We start from the raw sequence: 21,862 nt of genomic DNA on the forward strand, positions 1-21,862 counted from the left end.
CCTTGGTGTCGTACTCGTCGCGGCAGATGAACATGATGCAAAAGGAAGACAGGTTCCAACGAGCCTATGAATTCGTCGAATTATGGCCGGACTGGTCGAACCGCCCCAGCCCGACTTCCGTCAGCCGCTCTGCACGACGCAAGAGGTACAGCACATCCATCCGCATCCCCTGTGCCATGGCCAGACCTTCGTCGGCACCGGCCACCAGCAAGGCCGTGGCCCAGGCATCCGCCCGCATGCAGGTACGCGCCAGCACGGTGACCGAGGCCACCATGTTGCGCACGGGCGCGCGGCGGCGCGGATCCATGGTGTGTGCCAAGCGCGCCCCCTCCACGTCCAGATAGCGTCGGTAGTCGCCCGAGGTGGCCACGGCAAGGTCCTCCAGCGCGATGACCCCGTGCACCGCGCGGCGCCCAGCCTCAGGGCGTTCGAGCGCCACGGCCCAGGGCTTGCCGCTGGCCTGAGCGCCCACGGCGCGCAGTTCGCCGTCAAGCGCAGCCAGCGCATGTCGCACACCGTGCTGCTGCAGAACGAGGGCCATGCGGTCCACCGCATATCCCTTTGCAATGCCGCACAAGTCCAGTTGCAAGGGCGAATGCTTGCGCGCACGCCCGGCAGGTCCATCCAGCTCAATGCATTCGTGTGCGGCAACCGGCATGGCCTCGCGCGCGAGGCGAATCGCCTGCGCATCAGGTGCATCGCGCACCGCGCCAAACCCCCAAGCATCGACCAGCGCCCCTACGCAGGGATCGAATGCGCCGGCGCTCAGGCGATTGACATCGAGCGCACAGTCCAGCACCTCCAGCATTTCAGCAGGCAGCGCCACCCACTCGCCCACGGCTGCGCGATTCAGCCGCGCGAGATCGCTGTCCGGTTTCCAGGGTGACATCTGCTGGTCGACCTGCTCAACCGCTACGGCCAAGGTCTGCTGCAAGGCTGACAGGTCGACGGCGTTGCCAACATCGATGCTGACCGACCACCGGGTACCCATGGTCGGGCCGTGGAGGGTCATGCGCCGACCAGGCGCGGCCGCCTCAGAAGACATCTTCGGCATAGCGCTCCTCCGCTTTGAGCGTCGCAACGCTCTGCAGGGGTGCCAGCACCAGGTTCAGCGCTGCGACCACGCCCTGTGCCATGACACGGCTTCCGCAGACGCGCACGATGGCCCCCTGCGCGAGCAGGGCGCGCAAGCGTTCGGCATCTCGGCGCAGTGCATCTTGAACATAGCCGCCGCCATCAGGCACGCGAGAGAACACCGCCTGCAGCGTTGCCAGGCGCCCGTCGCCGAGCCAGCGCTGGAGCTCGGGCTCGAAGTAGAAGTCCCGTGCGGGATCGCGCCCTCCAAAGTACAAGTGCATCGGGATGCGCCTGTCGTTGCGGCGAATGAAGCCGGCCAGCGGTGCCACGCCCGTGCCTGCCCCGATGAGCACAACAGGCCGTCGAGTTCGCGGCAGTGCAAAGCCAGGATTGGACCGAATGAAGGCTGTGATGCTGTCGCCCACCCGAAGGCCCAGCAAGCTGGTTGAGCACAGGCCACCGGCCATCTGACGCACGCAGATTTCCAGGAACCCATCTTCCTGGCCCGATGCCAGCGAGTAGTAGCGCGGCACCGCAGAACCCGGCGGCACGATGCCAACGAGGTCGCCTGCAGCGAACCGCGACAGACCGTGCCCGCACAGGCGAGCCCACAGACGCTGCGCAGGCCACGCAAAGCGCAGGATCGCCGTAGCTCCACCTTGAGCATCTGGATAGTCCTGGCGCGCAACAAGCGTGAGCGCCGTCGTGAACGGTATGCGCGGCACATGCTCCAGCACCAGTTTTTCACCCAGTGCCTGTGCCAGGGCGTCGCCCCAGCGCGCAAACTGTTGGCCCGATTGCTGATGGATGCACTCCAACGGCAGCAGTGCCGGCCAGCCCTGCGCGCGCAGCCTCTGGTCCAGCGCAACAGCAAAAGCGCAGAAGGCCGGAAACTGCCGCTCACCGAAGCCCAGCACGGTCACCGGCACAGCGCTGGCGTCAAGCTTGGCAATGCGGTCCAGGGCCTGGCTGGCGTGCGCCGGGGCCTGACCTTCGCCATAGGTCGCGGCAAGCACAAACACCAGCCGCGTGGCTGCCGTCGTTCGAAAGTTCTCCAGCGGGCCGGAGTGAACGCGATGGCCGCCATCGCTCAATGCCTTGTGCAGTGTCTGAGCAAAGCCCCAGGTGCTGCCCCCTTCACTGGCCACAAAGATGAGCACGTCGGCCTGCGTGAGCGGCGTGTTTCCTGCGATCTGCGTCGTCTGGCGGCGTGCTTGCCACCAGATGACCATGCCCGACAGCCAGAACAGCAACACGCTGGCGCCTGCGGACCCGAGCACAAGGGCCCAGAGCCAGGCGGCATCACCCGTGTGCAGGACCACGGCCAGGTCGTTGACGCGCTGCGCAAGGGTGGCGTCTTGCCAGGCCAGCATCTGGCCAGAGTACCGGTCAATCCACCCTTGCCCCTGGGCAGTGGCGACCTTCCAGGTGTCCTCCGGGTCGGCAGCACTGGGGAAAGTCAGCTTTCGCAGATCCTTCACTGCAAAGTTCTCCAGCGAACCCAGTTGCGCAGCGGGCAAATCAGGCCTGCCGGTGGCCACCGAGAGCACCTCGGGCTCAGAGCTGTCAAGCGCCACGAGGCCCAGGGTCGAGGCGCTCATGGTCAGCGCGGTGATCGACGTCAGGCACAGCACGGCGAGCAGCACCCGGCCCGCGACCACATGGATACGCTGCGCCAGCGAGCCACGCACCCGCGCCGACAGCCGCCGCCAGCCGCCCATGCGTCGCAGCAATAGCACCAGGGCGGAAACGCACAGCAGGCCCATGCTCAGCGCAACGCCCGCCGCAGCCCAGCGTCCGGCGTCGCCCAACAGCAGCGAGCGGTGGAGGTTCTTCACCCAGCGCGGCAGCGCCGACGCTTGCCAGGCACCAAGCACCTTGCCATCGGCGGGGTCCATGTAGGAAGCCAGCGGCTGCTCACCCGCAAAGCTGAACACCACGATGGCCCCTGAAGGCAGGCGGCGAATCTCTTCCGTGTCCGGGACATTGCGCTTCACACGCTCCGCCAGGGTCGTCACCCGCAAGCTGCCTGGCGCGGCAGGCGCCTCCCATGCATGCAGGACCGGGTCGAGCGCCAGGATGGCGCCTGTGATGCCCAGCACCACGGTCAGGGTGCCCAGGGTCAGGCCGAGCCAGCGGTGAACGGCCTTCCAGCTCATGCGAGCCCGTTCACTTGAGTTGGAAAGTCACGGACTGGATGTACTGCTTGCCGGCCAGAGGCTTGCCTGCGTTGGCGGTGGACAGTGGGATGCGAACCTCCGATGGGCTGTCTCGCATGTCCTCTGCCGCGGCGTCGAGCCGGATTTCATAGCCCCCGTCAATCAGCGCATTTGCAAGATCGGCGGTGACTTTGAGCGTGCGCCCGGCACCCACACTGGCGCCGGTCACGCCATCCAGGCGCTTTCCGTCTCCGGCCGAGAGGCGGTTCCAGTCAGACAGGTGCTTGTAGTACTTGGCCTTGCCGCCCGCCACCCACAGCGTGCGCACATAGGTGCCTTTGGCATCGGTCAGGTATGCCGCCAGGTAGGCGCCATCGCCGCCGTAGTTCTTGAGCTGGGCGGTCAGCGTGAGCGGACGGCCTTGTGCCAAGGTGGGCAGGGCCAGTGCGCAGGCGGTGCCCACAATGGTCATGAGGGGTTTGGGCATGATGCTGCTCCTGTGGGAAAGGGGTTACACAAGCTGGCCACGTGGCGCGCTGCCTGAGGCAGGCTTGGACGCTGGCACGGGAGCGCCCTCCGGCAGTGGCGGCCGGGGCTGCTTGGCAGCAGCCGCGTCATCGTGGTCGCGTTCCCGGCTACGCTGGTGTCCGTTCTTCTTCAACCTCAACACCTTCAGGGTTTCCGGATCGACCTTGGCCTTGAAGCTGCGGCCTTGAGCATCCGTACCGAGAATTTCATAGCAGCCGTCGTCGATCTTCAGCCGCTTGACCTGCCAGCCCTGCGCCGATGCCCACCGCCCCAAAGCTTCGCGCGACTGCCAGCGGTTCACAGGTGCTTCGCAATCGTCGCCAGCCCACGAGGGCAGGACAGCCAGGCCAAGCGACAGAGCGAAGAAGCCATGGCGCAACGAGGGCAGGTAGTTCATGGAAGGCTCCAATCAAGAGGGCTGGCACACGACGGTATCCCAGCGGCAACGCGCATCTGCATGCGGCATGCGCTCTCCTGCTGCCTGGCAATATTGACGTGCGATGCTTAAGCACAGCTGAATGGCTGAGCGTCAGGCTTGCCGGCCTGGGCCGCGCGGCGCTACCAGAAATGTGAAGGGCCACCATTGCATGTCTGGCAATGGTGGCCCAGCGCACATTGGGGTCAAGGATCAGTATTCAGCGCCGGCCGGGCTCACGTACCCCGGCGCCAGATTCTCGAACTTGGTGTGCATGCGCTGGAAGGCGAGCTTCACCGTGCCGACAGGGCCATTGCGCTGCTTGGCGATGATGATCTCGGCCACGCCAGGCTCCTTGCACTCGTCCTTGGTGTAGTACTCGTCGCGGTAGATGAACATGATGATGTCGGCATCCTGCTCGATGGCGCCCGATTCGCGCAGGTCAGACATCATGGGCCGCTTGTCGGGCCGCTGCTCCACCGAGCGGTTGAGCTGCGACAGCGCAATCACCGGGCACTTCAATTCCTTGGCCAGGGCCTTCAGGCCCCGCGAGATTTCACCGATGACGGTGGCACGGTTCTCTTCGTTGCCGCCGCCATTGCCGCTCATCAGCTGCAGGTAGTCGATGATGATCAGGCCCAACTGGCCGCTGATGCGGGCCTGGCGGCGCGCACGCGCACGCACCTCGGACGGGCTCAGGCCCGGGCTTTCGTCGATGTAGATGTGGGCCTTGCCAAGCTTGTCGACGGCTTCGGAGAGGCGGCCCCATTCGTCGTCATTCAGGCGGCCCAGGCGCAGGCGGCTCTGGTCGATGCGGCCGACCGAGCCGACCATCCGCAGGGCCAGCTGCGCGGCGCCCATTTCCATCGAGTAGATGACGACGGGCAGGCCTTCGTTGATGGCCACGTTCTCGCCGATATTCACCACGAAAGCGGTCTTGCCCATCGAGGGGCGCGCCGCAAGGACGATCAGGTCGCCCGGCTGCAGGCCGGCGGTCATGTTGTCGAGGTCGTAGAAGCCGGTGCGCACGCCGGTCACGTCTTCGGCGCCGTTCTCGGCCAGCTCGTTGACGCGGTCGATCAGCGCCACGATCAGGTTGTCCATGCTCTGGAAACCCTGGCCGCTCTTGTTGCCTTCCTCGTTGATGCGGAAGATCTTGCCTTCGGCCTCGTCGACGATGTCCTTCACAGCCCGGCCTTGCGGATTCATCGCGGCACTGGCGATCTCGTCGCTGGCGCTGACCAGCTTGCGCAGCACGGCGCGCTCACGCACGATTTCTGCATAGCGGCGCAGGTTGCCGGCGCTGGGCACGCTCTGGGCCAGCGCGTTCAGGTAGGCCAGGCCGCCACATTCCTCGGCCTTGGCCAGCGAGGTGAGCTCCTCGAACACCGTCACCACGTCGGCCGGCTTGCCACCGTTGATCAGCTTGCCAATGGCGGCAAAGATCTGCTTGTGCTCGTAGCGGTAGAAGTCGGTGTCGCTCAGCAGGTCACCGGCACGGTCCCAGGCGCTGTTGTCGATCAGCAGGCCGCCCAGAACGCTTTGCTCGGCCTCGACCGAATGCGGTGGCACGCGCAGGCGGGCGACTTCGTCGTCAATGCCGGATGAGGGGGAGGAGAAGATCGCTGACATCGCTGTGGACAACCCTGGGGACAAGCGGGGGAAACTGATTGAACAACATCAGCCTCCAGAAACGACGAAGCCGACACCCAAAACAGGCGTCGGCTTCCTGGATCTAAGCAGCCGGGAAGGCTGCTGACCATAGGGGCACTACTTACTCAGCTTCGGCAACCACTTGCACCGAGATGTCCACCACCACGTCGGTGTGCGGAGCCACGGCGATGGCGAAGTCACCGATGGCCTTCAGCGGGCCATTGGGCAGGCGGACCTGGGCCTTGGCGATGGCGAAGCCCAGCTTGCCCAGCGCTTCAGCGATGTCGGCATTGGTGACCGAACCGAACAGACGGCCGTCCACGCCAGCCTTCTGGGCGATGCGCACGGTCTTGCCGTTCAGGCTTTCGCCCAGGGCGGTAGCGGCTGCCAGCTTTTCAGCGGCGATCTTTTCCAGTTCGGCGCGCTTGGCTTCGAATTCCTTGATCGCGGCGGCCGTGGCACGGCGTGCCTGGCGGGTCGGGATCAGGAAGTTGCGTGCGTAGCCGTCCTTGACCTTGACGACGTCGCCCAGGTTGCCGAGGTTCGCGACCTTTTCAAGCAGGATGATTTGCATGTTCGGTTACTCCTCAGACCTTGTGCTGGTCGCTGTACGGCAGCATGGCCAGGAAACGGGCGCGCTTGATGCAGACCGTCAGTTGGCGCTGGAAGAAGGCGCGCGTGCCGGTCAGGCGAGCGGGCGTGATCTTGCCGTTTTCGGCGATGAAATCGCGCAGGGTGTCGATGTCCTTGTAGTCGATCTGCTCGACACCGGTGACGGTGAAGCGGCAGAAACGCTTGCGACGGAACAGCAACGATTGTTGGTTGCGCTTGGGCTTCTTGTCTTTGGAGAAGCGACCTTTACCACGTGCGGGAGGCATAGTGATGTCCTTGTTAATTCAATCCGGTATCGAACGACGGGCTGGCTGATTGGCGCTCCAGGACGGTGACGTGGAAGATGGTTCCACGGCCGTTGCGCTGGTTGCTGAGAAACCCCTTGAAGAGGGCATTCCCTGCGACACCAAGCGCCTGGATGCTCCGACAGATCTCTCCGATGGCCACCGCCTTGATCTCCATGGAGACTTTGCGTGGTCTGCCTGCTTCGGTCACCTCGGACTCCGCTTTGAGCGTGAAGTCCAGGGCGGCCAAGCCGGCCGGTGTGTATCTGACGAGGCCCAACTCCTGTATTTGCGCCTGCAGAACCAGCTGGTTCATGGTGCGCAAACTTGAAGGAAATGGTCCAGTGCCGACCCAATCAGCTTAGGCGTTGGCGTCTTGCGGGGCCTTGCGGGCCTCTTCACGCTCGACGGCCTTCATCATCACCGACGGCGTGGTCTCGGCCTTGTCCTTGGCCACGGTCAGGTGACGCAGCACGGCGTCGTTGAAGCGGAAGCCCGTTTCGAGTTCAGCCAGGACTTCCTTGCTGCATTCGATGTTCAGGCACAGGTAATGGGCCTTGGCCAGCTTCTGGATCAGGTAGGCCAGTTGACGGCGACCCCAATCTTCGACGCGATGCACAGCACCACCGCCAGCGGTGATCAGGCCCTTGTAGCGCTCCAGCATGGCCGGAACTTGTTCGCTTTGATCCGGATGGATCAGCAGAACGATCTCATAGTGACGCATAAACACTCCTTGAGGGTTCCAGGCTCTAGCCACTTCGACACAAGTCTTGTCGCACAGAGCCCGTGGAAGCCGCCCCACAGCGTCAGCGACGTGGGTACGGCAAGGGAAGCCCGCGAGTATACCCTGAAGCGCAGCTGAGGCCAAACCTGACCGGCTCAGCGGTCGGGCGGGGCATGGAGATGCTCGACCAGGGCCTGCTGTTCCGCAGTCGGAGGACGGGTCAACAAGCTGACCAGCACGCAGACCGCGAAGGCCGCCGGCACACCGAACACACCAGCCGACAGGGGCTGAATGCCCCACCACAGCTCGGGTGGCCCGGCCAGTTTGAAGGCCGAGCGCAGCCAGGGATGGGCAGTGACCATGTAGTAGCCGGTCAGCGCGAGGCCGGTCAGCATGCCGGCGATGGCGCCAGGCCCGTTGGCACGCTTCCAGAAGATGCCCAGCACGAGCACCGGGAAGAAGGCAGAGCCAGCAAAGGAAAATGCCGCCGTCACCAGGAAGAGGATGTCGGCCGGTTTCTGCGCAGCCACCGCCGCAGCGGCCAGGGCGGTCAGCAGCAGCAGGGCCTTGGACATCGTCACCCGCCGCGCCGTGGAAGCCCGCGGATTGATGGTGCGGTAGTAGACGTCGTGCGAGAGCGCGCCCGAGATCGTCAGGAGCAAGCCATCCGCCGTCGACAGCGCTGCCGCCAGGCCACCGGCCGCCACCATGCCCGAAACCACATAGGGCAGCCCGGCCATCTCCGGTGTGGCCAGCATGATGATGTCGCCGCCGATGCGCATCTCGCCAAGCTGCAAGAGGCCGTCCTTGTTGATGTCGCTGACCGAGAGCAAGCCGGGGTCGACGCGCGCCCACTGCGACATCCAGCCCGGGAGTTGATCGAAGGGCGTGCCCACCAGGGTGTTGAAGACTTCGTACTTGACCATCACCGCCAGCGCTGGCGCGGTGAAATAGAGCAGGCAGATGAAGAACAGCGACCAGGCGACCGAGCGGCGCGCTTCACCCACGCTGGCCGTCGTGAAGTAGCGCACCAGGATGTGCGGCAGGCCCGCCGTGCCGACCACCAGGCAGAACACCAGGGCCAGGAAGTTGCGGCGTGAGTCACTGAACTCGCGCTTCTCGTCGGGGCTGCCGGTCGGGTCGCCCGCGAACTGCTGCGCATGGGGCGGCATCCCAGCCAGCGGCTTGGCGCGCTGCTCGGCCAGCGCTTGCGCGCGGCGCCATTGGTCTTCGGCCTCAGGTGGCGTGCGCGGCAAGGCGGCGCGGCGCTTCTCCGCCGCCTGGATCTGCGCCAGCGGCGCGTCTTCGGCCTTCAATGCGGCCACCTGCCGGGTGGCCGCAAGCCGTTCCCGGGCCAGCGAGGCCGGCACGTCGCGCAGCATTTCGCTGTAGTCGTTCGCCCGCTGCTCGAACGCCCGCATCACGGCCAGCTCGCGCGTATCGTTCATCAGCTCGCGCTCGCGCGTGCTGACGCTTTGCAATTGGTAGCCGTAGGTCAGCTGCGGAATCGGCGCGCCCGTCTGCTTGATCGACAACCAGACCACCGGCACCACATAGGCAATGATCAGAATGATGTATTGCGCCACCTGGGTCCAGGTGACGGCACGCATGCCACCCAGGAAGGAGCAGACAAGCACGCCGCCCAGGCCCACGAACACGCCGATCTCGAAGGTCAGGCCGGAGAGCCGTGTCGTGATCAGGCCGATGCCATAGATCTGCGCGACGACATAGATGAAGGAGCACAGGATGGCCGCCGTCACACCGACCAGGCGCACGCCATTGCCGCCATAGCGCTCGCCCAGAAAGTCGGGCACCGTGTAGCGGGCGAACTTGCGAAGGTAGGGTGCGAGCAGGAGTGCGACCAGGCAGAAGCCGCCAGTCCAGCCGAGCACGAAGGCCAGGCCGCCATAGCCGGACAGGTAAAGCGTGCCGGCCATGCCCAGGAAGGTGGCCGCGCTCATCCAGTCTGCGCCGGCCGCCATGCCGTTGTAGAGCGCCGGCACGCGGCGGCCGGCGACGTAGTACTCGTCGGCATCCGTCGTACGGCACAGCACGCCAATGCCGGCGTAGAGCAGCACCGTGCTCAAGAGGAACAGGAAGCCGATCCAGCTCTTGGGCAGGCCCAAGCGCTCCAGCAGGGCCAGCGTCAGTACGAAACCCACGAAGCCCGCCGTGAACCAGGCATAGATGCGGTTCAGCCGGCGCGAAAAGCCTGGGGCTTCGGGGGTCTGGGCAGGGGCGGACATAGGCCGGCGATCATGCAAGCGCGCAGCGCGGGCGTCGATTCAGACGAACCCGCGTGCACGCCATGCGCCGTCTGCTGCGCGACCTACTTTCGTACAGCCAGGCGCTGCCAGGTGTCGATCACGGTGTCCGGGTTCAAGGAGATCGAGACGATGCCTTCCTGTGCCAGCCAATCGGCAAAGTCCGGATGGTCGCTGGGACCCTGGCCGCAGATGCCGATGTACTTGCCGGTGGCGCGGCAGGCCGTGATGGCGCGCGAAATCATCGCCTTGACGGCCGGATCACGCTCATCGAAGTCGCCGGCCAGCTGTTCCAGGCCGGAGTCGCGGTCCAGGCCCAGCGTGAGCTGGGTCAGATCGTTGGAGCCGATGGACATGCCGTCGAAATGCTCCAGGAACTGGTCCGCCAGGATCGCGTTGCTGGGCACTTCGCACATCATGATGATGCGCAGGCCGTCCGTGCCGCCAGAGGCCGCGCGCTTCAGGCCGCGCTCCGCCAGCATCTCCACCACGCGCTCCGCCTGGCGTACGGTACGCACGAAGGGCACCATGATCTCGACATTGGTCAAGCCCATGTCATGGCGCACGCGCTTCAGCGCTTCGCACTCCATCGCGAAGGCATCTGAGAATTCACCGCTGATGTAGCGCGAGGCGCCGCGGAAGCCCAGCATCGGGTTCTCTTCATCGGGCTCGTAGCGCGAACCACCGATCAGCTTGCGGTACTCGTTGCTCTTGAAGTCCGACAGACGCACGATTACCGGCCGCGGGAAGAAGGCAGCGGCAATCGTGGCGATGCCTTCCACCAGCTTGTCCACGTAGAAGGCGCGCGGCGAGGCGTGGCCACGGGCCACCGACTCCACGGCCTTCTTCAGGTCCGCATCGATGTTTGGATAGTCGAGGATGGCCTTGGGGTGGACGCCGATGTTGTTGTTGATGATGAACTCAAGCCGCGCGAGGCCGACACCGCTCGAAGGCATCTGCGCGAAGTTGAAGGCCAGCTGCGGGTTGCCGACGTTCATCATGATCTTGATCGGGCAATACGGCAGCTCACCGCGATGCACTTCGCTGACTTCCGTCTCGAGCAAGCCGTCATAGATGAAGCCCGTATCGCCTTCCGAGCAGGCGACCGTCACCAGCTGACCGTCCTTCAGCTTCTCGGTCGCGTCGCCGCAACCGACCACGGCCGGGATACCCAGCTCGCGCGCGATGATGGCCGCGTGGCAGGTGCGGCCGCCGCGGTTCGTGACGATGGCACTGGCGCGCTTCATCACCGGCTCCCAGTTCGGGTCGGTCATGTCGGTCACCAGCACGTCGCCAGGCTGGACACGCTCCATCTCGGCCACGCTGTCCACGAGGCGCACCGGGCCGGTACCGATCTTCTGGCCGATGGCGCGGCCTTCGGCCAGCACCGTGCCCTGACCCTTGAGCTTGTAGCGATGCTCGACCTGGCCTTCGGCCTGGCTCTTCACCGTCTCGGGGCGGGCCTGCAGGATGTAGATCTTGCCGTCAACGCCGTCGCGGCCCCACTCGATGTCCATCGCGCGGCCGTAATGCTCTTCGATGATCAGCGCGTACCTGGACAGCTCGATCACCTCCTCGTCGTTCAAGGAATAGCGGTTGCGGGCCTCAGGCACCGTGTCCACGGTCTTGACCAGCTTGCCCGACGCCGCCTTTTCTTCAGGCGTCGAGAACTCCATGCGGATCAGCTTGGAACCGAGGTTGCGGCGAATGATCGGCAGCTTGCCGTTGCGCAATGCCGGCTTGTGCACATAGAACTCGTCCGGATTCACGGCACCCTGCACCACCGTCTCGCCGAGGCCATAGCTGGAGGTGATGAAGACCACATCCTTGAAGCCGCTCTCCGTGTCGATGGTGAACATCACGCCGGCCGAACCGAGGTCGGAGCGCACCATGCGCTGAACGCCGGCCGACAAGGCCACATCGGCATGGGCGAAGCCCTTGTGCACGCGGTAGCTGATCGCGCGGTCGTTGTAGAGCGATGCGAACACTTCCTTCATCTTGTGCAGCACCTCTTCGATGCCGTGCACGTTCAGGAAGGTTTCCTGCTGGCCCGCGAAAGAGGCATCCGGCAGGTCTTCAGCGGTGGCAGAGGAGCGCACGGCGAAGGTGACGCCGGGGTTGTCGGCCGTCAGCTTGGCAAAGGAGCTGCGGATCTCGGCTTCGAGGTCGGCCGGGAACGGCTGCGCCTCCAGCCAGCCGCGGATTTCGGCGCCAGCTTCGGCCAGCGCGCGCACGTCGTCGATGTTCAGGGCGGCCAGGCGCGCTTCGATGCGCTTGTCCAGGCCCTCGTATTTCAGGAACTCGCGGAAGGCATGCGCAGTGGTCGCAAAACCGCCAGGCACACGCACGCCGGTGGCGGCGAGCTGCGAGATCATTTCGCCGAGGCTGGCGTTCTTACCGCCAACGACCTCGACGTCGTTCATTCTCAGATTCTCAAACGGTACGACCAGGGCGGTCGCGTCAAGGCGAGAAGACATGGGAGGGCTCCGTGATGTTGTGAATCTGGGGCTCCCACCGACCGCAGGTCGGCGCAGGACGCGGCTTCAGACGATGTCACCCAGCCAGCATTTCTGGATTCTTGTGGGTTGTGGGGGGTGGACATCGGAGGCGTCGCTGATGGCGTTGACGGCGATTCTACGGGTAAGCGCCACTATGATGAAAAGAGTTCCACGAGGGTTACAGCATGCCCAATCGCACCGTGTATTTCGTCTCGGATGGCACCGGCATCACCGCCGAAACCTTCGGCAACTCCATCATGGCCCAGTTTCCGGGCAAGCCGCGCCATGTGCGCCGCCCCTTTGTGGACACGGCCGAGAAGGCCTACGAGGTCTGCCGGGAGATCAACGAGATGGGCGAGCGGGAAGGCCAGCGGGCCATCGTCTTCGCCACCTTGGTCAATCGCGAGGTACTGGCCATCGTGCGCGAGCATTGCAGGGGCAAGGTGCTGGACATGTTCGGCACCTTCATCGAGCCACTGGAAGAGGAGTTCGGCGTCAAGAGCAACCACCGGGTGGGCCGCTTCTCCGACGTGGCCAAGAGCCAGGAGTACCACGACCGCATCGAGGCGATCAATTTCTCGCTGGCCCATGACGATGGTCAATCGGCCCGCAACCTGGACGCGGCCGACGTGATCCTGGTTGGCGTGAGCCGCTGCGGCAAGACGCCCACCTCGCTCTACCTGGCGATGCAGCATGGCATCAAGGCAGCCAACTATCCGCTGATCCCGGAAGACTTCGAGCGCGGCAAGATCCCGTCCTCGCTGGCGCCGCACCAGCGCAAATGCTTCGGCCTGACCATCGACCCCGACCGCCTCAGCCAGATCCGCAACGAGCGCCGCCCGGGCAGCAAGTACGCCGACCTGATGAACTGCCGCTACGAGGTCAATGAGGCCGAGACGATGATGAAGCGCGCCGGCATCTCCTGGCTTTCGTCCACGCACAAGTCGATCGAAGAGATCGCCACCACCATCCTGAACGACATCCGGCCCGACCGTCTGATCTACTGATGCCGGCCGCCGCCATTGCCCTCGTGCTCTGCGCCGCGCTCTTGCATGCACTCTGGAATCTCGGCGCCAAGAAGGCAGGCGGCAACCATCATTTTGTGCTGGCCTGCTCGCTGGGCGTGAGCCTCTTGTGGGCACCGCTGGCGCTGTGGGTGGGCTGGGAGCAGTTCCCTCAGTGGACGAGCGCGGCCTGGCTGGCCGCCCTGGCCAGCGCCATCCTGCATCTCTTCTATTTCAACGCCCTGCTCGCCGGCTACCGCGCCTCAGACCTGAACGTGGTCTATCCGGTGGCACGCGGCAGCGGGCCGGCCTTGTCTGCCACGGCGGCCGTGCTCTTGCTCGGCGAGCACCTGGGACTGGCGGGCATGCTGGGACTGGCGGGCGTGGTTGGCGGCATCTTGCTGATTGCCGCGGGGCCGGGGCTCTGGCGCAAGGGCGACCCCGAGGCCGCCAGGCGGCGCAAGCTCGGCCTGGCCTGGGGCGCCCTGACCGGCGCGACGATTGCGGCGTACACCGTGGTGGACGGCTATGCGGTCAAGGTGCTGCTGCTGTCACCCTTGCTGCTGGACTGGGTCTGCAATGTCTTGCGCGTGCCCTTCATGCTGCCCAAGGTGCTGCATGACCGCAGCGGCTTCATGCCGGCACTGCGCCAGCAATGGCCTTACGTGATCATGGTCGCGGTGATGAGCCCGCTGGCCTACATCCTGGTGCTCCATGCGATGCAGATGGCGCCGCTGTCGCGCGTGGCGCCGGCACGCGAGCTGTCGATGCTGGTGGCCGCCTTGCTGGGCGGGCAGCTGCTGAAGGAAGGCGAGCGCCACTGGCGGCTTGCCGGTGCGGGCTGCATAGCCGCCGGCGTCGTCGCGCTGACCTTGTGAGGGCTCAGGCCAGGCGCTGGCGCGCCGATTCGTAAAGGCAGATGGCCGCGGCCGCGCCAACGTTCAGCGACTCCTCGCCGCCCGGCTGAGGAATGCCCACGGTCAGCGAGCAGCGTTGCATCAGGCTCTCCTGCACGCCCTGCCCTTCATGGCCCATCACCCAGGCACAGGGCTGGGGCAATCGGAGCTGATGCAAGTGCGCCTCGGCGTAGGAACTGGTGGCAATCAAGGGCACGTTCAGCCCCTGCAGATCCTCGGGCGCGAGACCTTCGATCAGACGCAATCCGAAATGAGCGCCCATGCCGGCGCGCAGCACCTTGGGGCTCCACAGCGCCGCCGTACCCTTGATGGCCAGGATCTGCCGGAAGCCAAGTGCCGCCGCGCTGCGCAGGATGGTGCCGACATTGCCGGCGTCCTGCAGCCGGTCCAGCACCACGGAATCCAGGCCAGGCGTCAGCGCCTGGCCGGCCGCATGCGGAACCTCGAAGCCGATCTGTGCCGGCGACTCCAGGCCGCTGACGGTCTTGAACAGCGGCGTGGGCACGACCAGCACGCGCGGCGCGGCCTCGGCGATGGCTCGCAAGGCCTGATCGTTCCAGCCTTCTTCGGTGATCACAGCCAGCGTGACCGGATGCGCCCGAGCCAGGGCCGCGCGTGCCAGGTGATCGCCCTCCAGCCAGATGCTGCCGATCTTGCGATAGGCCGCCGCATCGCCGGCCAGCTTGCGCAGGCGCATGAGCACCGGGTTGTCGCGTGAAGTGATGTGCTGGATGTCGGTCATGACTGGATCAATTCGCGCACTGGCGCGAAGCTGCGCCTGTGCCATGCGCTGACGCCATGCTCACGCAGCGCCGCAATATGTTCGGCCGTCGGGTAGCCCTTGTGCGTTGCGAAGCCATATTGCGGATGGCTCTCGTGCATCGCCTTGCAAAGCCGGTCCCGGTAGACCTTGGCCAGGATCGATGCCGCCGAAATCGCCGGCACCTTGGCATCACCCTTGACGATGGCCTCGGCCGGCACCTTGAGCACCGGCAGGCGGTTGCCGTCCACCAGCACCTGCGCCGGCTTGAGCCGCAGGCCTTCGACCGCGCGGCGCATGGCGAGCATCGTGGCCTGCAGGATGTTGATGCTGTCGATCTCCTCGACCGAGGCCTCGGCAATGCAGCAGCACAGGGCCTTGGCGCGGATTTCGTCAAAGAGTTGCTCGCGCTTCTTCTCGCTGAGCACCTTGGAGTCCCCGAGGCCCTTGATCGGCTGCTCGGGATCGAGGATCACAGCGGCGGCCACAACCGGCCCGGCCAGCGGGCCACGGCCAGCCTCGTCCACGCCTGCCATCAGGCCCGGAGTGAGCCAGAGCAGGCCCAGTTGCTCAGGCACCGGCAAGGACTTGCGAGATGGCATCGGCAGCCACCTGGGCCGTGTTGCGGCGCAGGAGTTGATGTTGTTCGGTGAAGCGCTGGCGCACCCGCTCGGCGCGAGCTGTATCGTCCAGCCAGGCCAGGCCTTCGCGGGCCAGGTTCTCAGGCGTGCACTCTTCCTGGATCAGCTCCGGCACCAGGAACTCGCGGCCCAGCACATTGGGAAGACCGTACCAGGGCTGGTAGTTGCGGCCCTTTATGCGCCACCAGTTGAAGGCGTGCATGCGATAGGCAATGACCATGGGCCGCTTGAACAGCGCAGCCTCGAGCGAAGCGGTGCCGCTGGCCAGCAGCGTGATGTCGCAGGCGGCCAGGGCCTCGTGCGAGCGGCCGTCGAGCACGCTCAGGTTCAGGCCTTGCGCATGGCGCTGGACGAGCGGGTCGATCAAGCTGCGCAAACCGGGCGCCACCGGCATCACGAATTGCAGGCCCGGCTTGGCAGCCTGCATGATCTGCGCTGCTTTCAGGAGCGGCTCGGCAATGTAGCGAACCTCGCTGCGCCGGCTGCCGGGCAGCAGCGCCACGACAGTGGCATCGGCCGGCAGGTTCAGCAATTGCCGACAAGCGGCTTGCGGCGGCTCCAGCGGAATCGCGTCTGCCAGCGGATGGCCGACATAGGTCGCGCCGATGCCATGCTTTTGCAGCAGCTCGGGCTCGAAGGGGAACAGGCACAGCACATGGTCGGCCGCGCGCTTGATTTTCTCGACCCGCTCGGCCCGCCAGGCCCAGATCGAGGGGCAGACGAAATGCACCGTCTTGACGCCGCCTTCGCGCAGCCGCGTCTCCAGGCCGAAGTTGAAGTCGGGCGCATCGATGCCGATGAACACCGCCGGCTTCTCAGCCAGCAAACGCATGCCGAGCTGCTTGCGGATCGACAGCAGTTCGCGGATGTTCAAGAGCGCATCGACGTAGCCGAAGATCGACAGCTTGTGATGCGGCCACCAGGCCTCGAAGCCCTGCGCCGCCATCTTGGGGCCGCCGATGCCGGCCGCCGTGAGGCCGGGCCAGCGAGCCTTCAAACCCTGCAAGAGCAGGCCGGCGAGCAAGTCACCGGAGGCCTCGCCGGCCACCATGCCGATGCGAGGCGCAGTGGTCATGTGAGCACCCCGCTTGGCGGGTACGCCAAGCGACCCTCCGAGAGGGTCGGGCCTTGCTTGGGGCGGCCCGGCGCTGCGGCCCGGGCGCGGTTGCGCCATTGTTTCATCGCTTCAGCGAACGATGCCGCGAGCGGCCGAGGCAAGGAAGTCAAGCATCAGCTGAACCTCGGCGTCACCGCCCTGCCCGCGCAACTGCCCGATCTCGGCGATGGACTGCTCCAGCGTCAGGTTGCTGCGGTAGAGCAGCTTGTGGATCTGCTTGACGACGGCGATCTGCTCGGCCGTGAAGTCGCGCCGGCGCAGGCCGACCAGGTTCAACCCCCGCGCGGCCAGCGGATGGCCATCCACGGTCATGAAGGGCGGCACGTCCTGCGAAACATGGGCCTGGAAGCCCACCATCGCGTGGTCGCCGATGCGCATGCGTTGCAAGACGCCGGTCAGGCCGCCGATGGTGACCCAGTCGCCCACCTGCACATGACCGGCCAGTGTGGCGCCATTGGCCAGCACGCACTGGTTGCCGAGCACCACGTCATGGGCCAGGTGAACATAGGCCATGACCCAATTGTCGTCGCCGACACGGGTCTCGCCGCGGTCCTGCACCGTGCCGATATTGAAGGTGCAGAACTCGCGCACCGTGTTGCGGTCGCCGATGACCAGGGTCGTCGGCTCGCCGGCGTATTTCTTGTCCTGGTTGGGCGCACCAATCGAGCTGAACTGGAAGAAGCGGTTGTCACGACCAATGGTCGTGTGGCCCTCGATCACCACATGCGGGCCGACGACGGTGCCGGCGCCGATCGTCACATGCGGGCCGATCAGCGAGTAGGCGCCGACCTCGACCGAGTCGTCCAGCTCGGCCGCCGGATCGATGATCGCGGTCGGATGGATGCGGGCGGTCATGAGCGGTTCAGCCCTCGATACGGCGCATCGTGCAGATCAGCTGGGCCTCCGCGGCCACCTCTTCACCCACCAGCACCTGGCCGCTGAACTTGTAGATGCCGGCCTTGGCGCGGTCCAGCTTGACGTCCAGGAACAGCTGATCACCCGGCTCGACCGGACGCTTGAAGCGCGCATTGTCGATGCCGACGAAATAGACAACCGAGTTGTCGTCCAGTTCCAGGTCAGCGGTGACCAGGGCCAGCAGCGTCGCCGCCTGGGCCAGCGCCTCGATCATCAGCACGCCCGGCATGACCGGGCGGTGCGGGAAGTGTCCGGTGAACTGCGGCTCGTTGATGCTGACGTTCTTCAGCGCGCGGATGGCCACGCCTTTCTCCAGCGTCAACACGCGATCCACCAGCAGGAACGGGTAGCGATGGGGCAGTTTCTTCAGGATCTGGTGGATGTCGAGCATCATGTCTGTCACTTTAAATTCTTCTCAAGGGCGCGGACGCGTTCGCGCAGCGCGTGGAGTTGACGCAGCGTGGCTGCATTTTTCTCCCAGCTGGCATTGTCGTCGAACGGAAACATGCCGCTGTAGATGCCCGGCTTGTTGATGGAGCGCGTGATGGCGGTGCCCGCCGACACATGCACGCCATCGACCAGGCTCAGATGCCCGAGGATGATGGCCGCACCGCCCACGGTGCAATGTTTGCCTATCACCGCACTGCCTGCCACGCCCACGCAACCGGCCATGGCCGTGTGCGCTCCCACCTGCACGTTGTGCGCGATCTGGATCAGGTTGTCCAGCTTGACGCCGTCTTCGATCACCGTGTCGCCCAGCGCGCCGCGATCGATACAGGTGTTCGCGCCGATTTCAACCTCATTGCCGATACGCACCGCACCGAGCTGCTCGATCTTGACCCATGCGCCCTGGCTGGGTGCAAAGCCAAAGCCGTCGGCACCGATCACCACGCCCCCATGGACGATGCAGCGTTCACCGATGCTGCAATCGAAGCCCAGGGTCACCCGCGCAGCGAGCCGCGTGCCCGCGCCGATCCGGGCGTTGCGCTCGATCACGCAGTGCGCCCCGATGCGCGCGCCGTCGCCGATCCGGGCATCCGCTTCCACCACCGCCAGAGGGCCGATGTCGACATCAGCACCAATGGTGGCACTCGGGTCAATCACCGCACTGGGATGGATGCGCGCCGCCGACTGCGGCCGGACGCGCGCGGCCCACCACTGAGTGAGCCGGGCGAAATACAGGTAGGGATCGGGTGTGACGATGGCGGCGCCGCGGGCGGCGGCCACCTCGGCCAGCGCTGGCGCCACGATCACACAGGCGGCGCGGCTCTCATTGAGCTGCGACTGGTAGCGTGGATTGGCCAGGAATGCCAGCGAACGCGCCGAGGCTTCGGCCAGTGGCTGAAGCGAGTCAATCTCGGTGTGGGCGTCGCCATGAAGATCGCCGCCCAAGGCGGCGATCACATCAGCCAGCGTGGTGATGGCGACGGCAGCCAATCACTTCTGCGCGTTGAGGGCGTCGATCACCTTCTTGGTGATGTCGACGCGCGAGCTGGCCAGCACTGCATCCTGCACGATCAGGTCGTACTTTTCGTTGTCGAAGATCTGCTTGATCACGCGGTTGGCGCGCTCGATCATGGCCGTCATTTCCTCGGTCTGGCGGCGCTGCAGGTCTTCCTTGAACTCGCGCAGCTTGCGCTGCAGTTGCAGACCCTGGTCGGACAGATCACGCTGGCGGCGCAGGCGCTCGGTCTCGGACAGGCTCGGAGCGTCCTTTTCCAGCTTCTCTTCACCAAGGCGCACCTTGGTCTCAAAGTCCTTGAGTTCCTTTTCGCGCTTGCTGAATTCGGCTTCAAGACGAGCCTGCGCCGCCTTGGCCGCACTGCTCTCACGACTGATCCGCTCGCTGTTGACGTAGCCGATCTTCAGCTCTTGGGCCTGGGCCGACAGCGTCGGCAGCGAGGTGATGGCAGCAATGGCCATCGCAGTAAGCAGCTTGCTCTTCATCAGAATGCAGTCCCGATCTGGAATTGGAATTTCTCGATTCTATCTTTGCCGTACTTGCGGATTGGCGCGCCATAGCTGAGGCGCAGCGGGCCCATCGGCGACATCCAGCTCAAGCCGATACCGGCCGAAGCCCGAAGCATATCCGGACCATCGATCAGATTGCCATCGCGCCCCTTGCTGTCGCGGTCCCAGCGCAGCTTGGTGTATTCGGCCCAGACACCACCGGCATCGATGAAGCCGAACAGGCGGAAGGTCTTGTCATTGCCAGAGCCAGGCACCGGCAGGTACATCTCGGCATTGATGTTCAGGCGGCGGTTACCGCCTGAATAGGAACCCGTCACGTCCACCGGACCGAGCGAGCCGGCCTCGAACACCCGCACCGAGCCCAGGCCGCCTGCGTAGAAGTTCTTGAAGATCGGATATTCACGGCCGCCCAGGCCAGCGCCATAGCCGAACTCGGCGTTGACCATCAGCGTGAACTTCGGGCCGTAGACCTGGAAGAACTGCTGGTATTGCAGGTTGGCGCGCACGAAGCGCGAGTCACCCACCGGGCTCAGTTCGAAGTTGGCGCGCTGATACTTGCCGGCCATCGGCGAAAGCACGCTGTCGCGGTTGTCACGCTGCCAGCCGATCGTCAAGGGGAAAGACGTGCTCTTCTGACCGAACTGCTGGCGGTACAGGAAGTAGCTGTTCGGCAGGCCGGCCGAGGTAGTGATCTTGGTCTCTTCGTAGCCTGCGCCGAAGAACACGGTGTCCTGCTCGGAGAAGGGCACGCCAAAGCGCAGCGAGCCGCCACGAGTGACCAGCTGGTAGAACTCACCCAGCGTGTTCAACGGCTTCGTGGTGCGGTAGAACACGTCCACGGCGCGCGAGATGCCGTCCACCGTGAAATACGGGTCCACCGTGCTGAAGGTCAGCGCGCGGCCGGTACGGGCCGTGTTGACTTCAACGCCGAGGTAGTTGCCGGAGCCAAAGACGTTGTCCTGGCGGATTGAGCCGCTCAAGGACATGCCCTGCTGGCTGGAGTAGCCGGCACCGACCATGATGTTGCCGGTCGGGCGCTCGGTCACCGTCATCACCACATCGACCTGGTCTTGCGCGCCGGGCACTTCGTTGGTTTCGAAGTTGACGTCCTTGAAGTAGCCCAGGCGCTCGACGCGGTCTCGCGAGGCCTTGATGCGACCACCGTCGTACCAGGCCGATTCGAACTGGCGGAATTCGCGGCGAATGACTTCATCGCGGGTCCGCGAGTTGCCGGAGACCAGCATCTTGCGCACATAGACGCGGCGCTGCGGGTCGGCCACGAAGGTCACCGTGACGCGGCCGGTGGCGCGGTCGATGTCCTGGCGGCTCTCGACGCGCGCGAACGCATAGCCGTAGGTGCCGTAAAGGTCTGTGAAGTTGCGCGTGGTCGCATTGACCGCGTCCACACGGTAGGGCTCGCCCGGGCGCAAGGCCACCAGGCGCTTGAACTCTTCGTCGCGGCCCAGGAACTCGCCTTCGAGCTTGACGTCGGTGACCATGAAGGGCTCGCCCTCACGCACCGTGATCGCCACGTTGATGCTTTGCTTGTCCGGCGAGATCGTGACCTGGGTCGAGGCGACAGCGAAGTCCAGATAGCCCCGGTTCAGGTAATGGGAGCGGATCTTTTCCAGATCGGCTTCCAGCTTGGCGCGCGAATAGCGGTCGGTCTTGGTGTACCAGGTCAGCCAGCCGGTGGTGGTCTGCTCCAGGAGGCCCAGCAGCGTGCTCTCCGAGAACACCTTGCTGCCGCGAATGCTGATCTCGCCGATCTTGGCGGGCTCGCCCTCCACCACCGTGAAAGCCACGTTCACGCGGTTGCGCTCCAGTGGCGTGATCGTGGTCGTGACCTGTGCGCCGTAGAGGCTGCGGGTCAGGTACTGGCGCTTGAGTTCCTGCTCGGCGCGGTCGGCCAGTGCCTTGTCGAAAGCCTTGCCTTCGCCGATGCCGACGTCCTTCAGGGACTTGGACAGCGCTTCGGTGTCGAACTCCTTCAGGCCGACGAAGCTCACATTGGCGATGATCGGGCGCTCTTCGATCACCACCACCGCGGTGGTGCCGTCGATGTTGATGCGCACGTCCTTGAACAGGCCGGTGGCAAACAGGGCGCGCAGCGCTGCGGCACCCTTTTCATCGTTGTAGGTATCGCCGATGCGGAAAGGCAGCGACGCAAAGACGGTGCCCGGATCGGTGCGCTGTGCGCCCTCGACGCGGATGTCCTTGAGGACGAAGGGATCGACTGCCCAGGCCGCACCGGTGTGCAGCACGGCGGCGAGCGCCAAGGTCAGGACTGACGGACGCATACGCGCGCGGTGGCTTTTCATCA

Annotated in this window: 21 protein-coding genes; 2 read left to right on the forward strand and 19 right to left on the reverse strand. The window is 65.2% G+C overall.

Annotated features, from left to right (window positions below; all coding sequences use genetic code 11):
- Positions 1 to 64 precede the first annotated feature (64 nt).
- From V3596_RS03475 to ppsA, 11 genes are all read right to left on the reverse strand, one after another.
- Positions 65 to 1,054, reverse strand: coding sequence for an FAD:protein FMN transferase (locus V3596_RS03475; RefSeq protein WP_334276201.1), 990 nt, complete (start codon positions 1,052 to 1,054; stop codon positions 65 to 67).
- A complete protein-coding gene (locus V3596_RS03480) occupies positions 1,035 to 3,236 on the reverse strand; it encodes a PepSY domain-containing protein (RefSeq protein ID WP_334276202.1) in 2,202 nt (733 codons plus the stop codon). Before V3596_RS03480 ends, V3596_RS03475 begins: the two co-directional genes overlap by 20 nt.
- A gap of 10 nt (positions 3,237 to 3,246) precedes the next feature.
- The gene (locus tag V3596_RS03485) at positions 3,247 to 3,723 is read right to left on the reverse strand and encodes a DUF2271 domain-containing protein (RefSeq protein ID WP_334276203.1); all 477 of its coding nucleotides are present in this window, start codon (positions 3,721 to 3,723) and stop codon (positions 3,247 to 3,249) included.
- A 24-nt stretch (positions 3,724 to 3,747) separates the two neighbouring features.
- Positions 3,748 to 4,161, reverse strand: coding sequence for a PepSY domain-containing protein (locus tag V3596_RS03490; RefSeq protein ID WP_334276204.1), 414 nt, complete (start codon positions 4,159 to 4,161; stop codon positions 3,748 to 3,750).
- A gap of 231 nt (positions 4,162 to 4,392) precedes the next feature.
- A complete protein-coding gene (gene dnaB / locus V3596_RS03495; RefSeq protein WP_334276205.1) occupies positions 4,393 to 5,811 on the reverse strand; it encodes a replicative DNA helicase in 1,419 nt (472 codons plus the stop codon).
- A 142-nt stretch (positions 5,812 to 5,953) separates the two neighbouring features.
- The gene (rplI, locus tag V3596_RS03500) at positions 5,954 to 6,406 is read right to left on the reverse strand and encodes a 50S ribosomal protein L9 (protein WP_334276206.1); all 453 of its coding nucleotides are present in this window, start codon (positions 6,404 to 6,406) and stop codon (positions 5,954 to 5,956) included.
- 13 nt (positions 6,407 to 6,419) lie between these two features.
- Entirely contained in the window at positions 6,420 to 6,710 is a 291-nt protein-coding gene (gene rpsR / locus V3596_RS03505; RefSeq protein WP_282823638.1) for a 30S ribosomal protein S18, read from the reverse strand.
- 13 nt (positions 6,711 to 6,723) lie between these two features.
- Positions 6,724 to 7,044 (reverse strand): primosomal replication protein N, encoded by a 321-nt coding sequence (priB, locus tag V3596_RS03510; protein ID WP_334276207.1) that lies wholly within the window; start codon positions 7,042 to 7,044, stop codon positions 6,724 to 6,726.
- Positions 7,045 to 7,089: 45 nt separating this feature from the next.
- Entirely contained in the window at positions 7,090 to 7,452 is a 363-nt protein-coding gene (rpsF, locus tag V3596_RS03515; RefSeq protein WP_282823640.1) for a 30S ribosomal protein S6, read from the reverse strand.
- A 155-nt stretch (positions 7,453 to 7,607) separates the two neighbouring features.
- On the reverse strand, positions 7,608 to 9,698 hold the full coding sequence (locus tag V3596_RS03520; protein ID WP_334276208.1) for a sodium:solute symporter family protein: 2,091 nt from the start codon (positions 9,696 to 9,698) through the stop codon (positions 7,608 to 7,610).
- 83 nt (positions 9,699 to 9,781) lie between these two features.
- Complete coding sequence (ppsA, locus tag V3596_RS03525) at positions 9,782 to 12,193, reverse strand: phosphoenolpyruvate synthase (protein WP_334276209.1); 2,412 nt, start codon at positions 12,191 to 12,193, stop codon at positions 9,782 to 9,784.
- 206 nt (positions 12,194 to 12,399) lie between these two features.
- Here ppsA and ppsR point away from each other — a divergent pair, with 206 nt between their 5' ends.
- Positions 12,400 to 13,221, forward strand: a complete 822-nt coding sequence (gene ppsR, locus V3596_RS03530) for a posphoenolpyruvate synthetase regulatory kinase/phosphorylase PpsR (protein WP_334276210.1) — start codon at positions 12,400 to 12,402, stop codon at positions 13,219 to 13,221.
- Positions 13,221 to 14,096 (forward strand): DMT family transporter, encoded by an 876-nt coding sequence (locus V3596_RS03535; RefSeq protein WP_334276211.1) that lies wholly within the window; start codon positions 13,221 to 13,223, stop codon positions 14,094 to 14,096. Before ppsR ends, V3596_RS03535 begins: the two co-directional genes overlap by 1 nt.
- A 4-nt stretch (positions 14,097 to 14,100) precedes the next feature.
- Here the strand turns inward: V3596_RS03535 and V3596_RS03540 are convergent, their stop codons facing one another.
- From V3596_RS03540 to bamA, 8 genes are all read right to left on the reverse strand, one after another.
- Positions 14,101 to 14,877 (reverse strand): TrmH family RNA methyltransferase, encoded by a 777-nt coding sequence (locus tag V3596_RS03540; RefSeq protein ID WP_334276212.1) that lies wholly within the window; start codon positions 14,875 to 14,877, stop codon positions 14,101 to 14,103.
- Complete coding sequence (gene rnhB / locus V3596_RS03545; protein WP_334276213.1) at positions 14,874 to 15,497, reverse strand: ribonuclease HII; 624 nt, start codon at positions 15,495 to 15,497, stop codon at positions 14,874 to 14,876. Before rnhB ends, V3596_RS03540 begins: the two co-directional genes overlap by 4 nt.
- Positions 15,466 to 16,611, reverse strand: a complete 1,146-nt coding sequence (gene lpxB, locus V3596_RS03550; protein ID WP_334276214.1) for a lipid-A-disaccharide synthase — start codon at positions 16,609 to 16,611, stop codon at positions 15,466 to 15,468. Before lpxB ends, rnhB begins: the two co-directional genes overlap by 32 nt.
- Before the next feature lie 111 nt (positions 16,612 to 16,722).
- Entirely contained in the window at positions 16,723 to 17,508 is a 786-nt protein-coding gene (gene lpxA, locus V3596_RS03555) for an acyl-ACP--UDP-N-acetylglucosamine O-acyltransferase (protein WP_334276215.1), read from the reverse strand.
- Between the two features lie 7 nt (positions 17,509 to 17,515).
- Entirely contained in the window at positions 17,516 to 17,959 is a 444-nt protein-coding gene (gene fabZ, locus V3596_RS03560) for a 3-hydroxyacyl-ACP dehydratase FabZ (RefSeq protein WP_334276481.1), read from the reverse strand.
- An 8-nt stretch (positions 17,960 to 17,967) separates the two neighbouring features.
- Positions 17,968 to 19,005, reverse strand: coding sequence for a UDP-3-O-(3-hydroxymyristoyl)glucosamine N-acyltransferase (gene lpxD, locus V3596_RS03565; RefSeq protein WP_334276216.1), 1,038 nt, complete (start codon positions 19,003 to 19,005; stop codon positions 17,968 to 17,970).
- Positions 19,006 to 19,515: an OmpH/Skp family outer membrane protein gene (locus V3596_RS03570; RefSeq protein WP_334276218.1), complete on the reverse strand. Its 510-nt coding sequence runs from the start codon at positions 19,513 to 19,515 to the stop codon at positions 19,006 to 19,008. It abuts the gene before it with no gap.
- Positions 19,515 to 21,860 carry an outer membrane protein assembly factor BamA gene (gene bamA, locus V3596_RS03575; protein ID WP_416383960.1) on the reverse strand — a complete coding sequence of 782 codons (2,346 nt, stop codon included), beginning with the start codon at positions 21,858 to 21,860 and terminating at the stop codon, positions 19,515 to 19,517. Before bamA ends, V3596_RS03570 begins: the two co-directional genes overlap by 1 nt.
- Positions 21,861 to 21,862: the final 2 nt, after the last annotated feature.

It is taken from the genome of Roseateles microcysteis, from assembly GCF_036880965.1.
Classification (GTDB): Bacteria; Pseudomonadota; Gammaproteobacteria; order Burkholderiales; family Burkholderiaceae_C; genus JAUASW01.

Excerpts from the sequence above, each read along its gene's own strand:
- V3596_RS03475 (WP_334276201.1), bottom strand. The coding sequence starts at position 1,054 with ATGCCGAAGATGTCTTCTGAGGCGGCCGCGCCTGGTCGGCGCATGACC.
- V3596_RS03480 (WP_334276202.1), bottom strand. The coding sequence starts at position 3,236 with ATGAGCTGGAAGGCCGTTCACCGCTGGCTCGGCCTGACCCTGGGCACC.
- V3596_RS03485 (WP_334276203.1), bottom strand. The coding sequence starts at position 3,723 with ATGCCCAAACCCCTCATGACCATTGTGGGCACCGCCTGCGCACTGGCC.
- V3596_RS03490 (WP_334276204.1), bottom strand. The coding sequence starts at position 4,161 with ATGAACTACCTGCCCTCGTTGCGCCATGGCTTCTTCGCTCTGTCGCTT.
- dnaB (WP_334276205.1), bottom strand. The coding sequence starts at position 5,811 with ATGTCAGCGATCTTCTCCTCCCCCTCATCCGGCATTGACGACGAAGTC.
- rplI (WP_334276206.1), bottom strand. The coding sequence starts at position 6,406 with ATGCAAATCATCCTGCTTGAAAAGGTCGCGAACCTCGGCAACCTGGGC.
- rpsR (WP_282823638.1), bottom strand. The coding sequence starts at position 6,710 with ATGCCTCCCGCACGTGGTAAAGGTCGCTTCTCCAAAGACAAGAAGCCC.
- priB (WP_334276207.1), bottom strand. The coding sequence starts at position 7,044 with ATGAACCAGCTGGTTCTGCAGGCGCAAATACAGGAGTTGGGCCTCGTC.
- rpsF (WP_282823640.1), bottom strand. The coding sequence starts at position 7,452 with ATGCGTCACTATGAGATCGTTCTGCTGATCCATCCGGATCAAAGCGAA.
- V3596_RS03520 (WP_334276208.1), bottom strand. The coding sequence starts at position 9,698 with ATGTCCGCCCCTGCCCAGACCCCCGAAGCCCCAGGCTTTTCGCGCCGG.
- ppsA (WP_334276209.1), bottom strand. The coding sequence starts at position 12,193 with ATGTCTTCTCGCCTTGACGCGACCGCCCTGGTCGTACCGTTTGAGAAT.
- ppsR (WP_334276210.1), top strand. The coding sequence starts at position 12,400 with ATGCCCAATCGCACCGTGTATTTCGTCTCGGATGGCACCGGCATCACC.
- V3596_RS03535 (WP_334276211.1), top strand. The coding sequence starts at position 13,221 with ATGCCGGCCGCCGCCATTGCCCTCGTGCTCTGCGCCGCGCTCTTGCAT.
- V3596_RS03540 (WP_334276212.1), bottom strand. The coding sequence starts at position 14,877 with ATGACCGACATCCAGCACATCACTTCACGCGACAACCCGGTGCTCATG.
- rnhB (WP_334276213.1), bottom strand. The coding sequence starts at position 15,497 with ATGCCATCTCGCAAGTCCTTGCCGGTGCCTGAGCAACTGGGCCTGCTC.
- lpxB (WP_334276214.1), bottom strand. The coding sequence starts at position 16,611 with ATGACCACTGCGCCTCGCATCGGCATGGTGGCCGGCGAGGCCTCCGGT.
- lpxA (WP_334276215.1), bottom strand. The coding sequence starts at position 17,508 with ATGACCGCCCGCATCCATCCGACCGCGATCATCGATCCGGCGGCCGAG.
- fabZ (WP_334276481.1), bottom strand. The coding sequence starts at position 17,959 with ATGCTCGACATCCACCAGATCCTGAAGAAACTGCCCCATCGCTACCCG.
- V3596_RS03570 (WP_334276218.1), bottom strand. The coding sequence starts at position 19,515 with ATGAAGAGCAAGCTGCTTACTGCGATGGCCATTGCTGCCATCACCTCG.
- bamA (WP_416383960.1), bottom strand. The coding sequence starts at position 21,860 with ATGAAAAGCCACCGCGCGCGTATGCGTCCGTCAGTCCTGACCTTGGCG.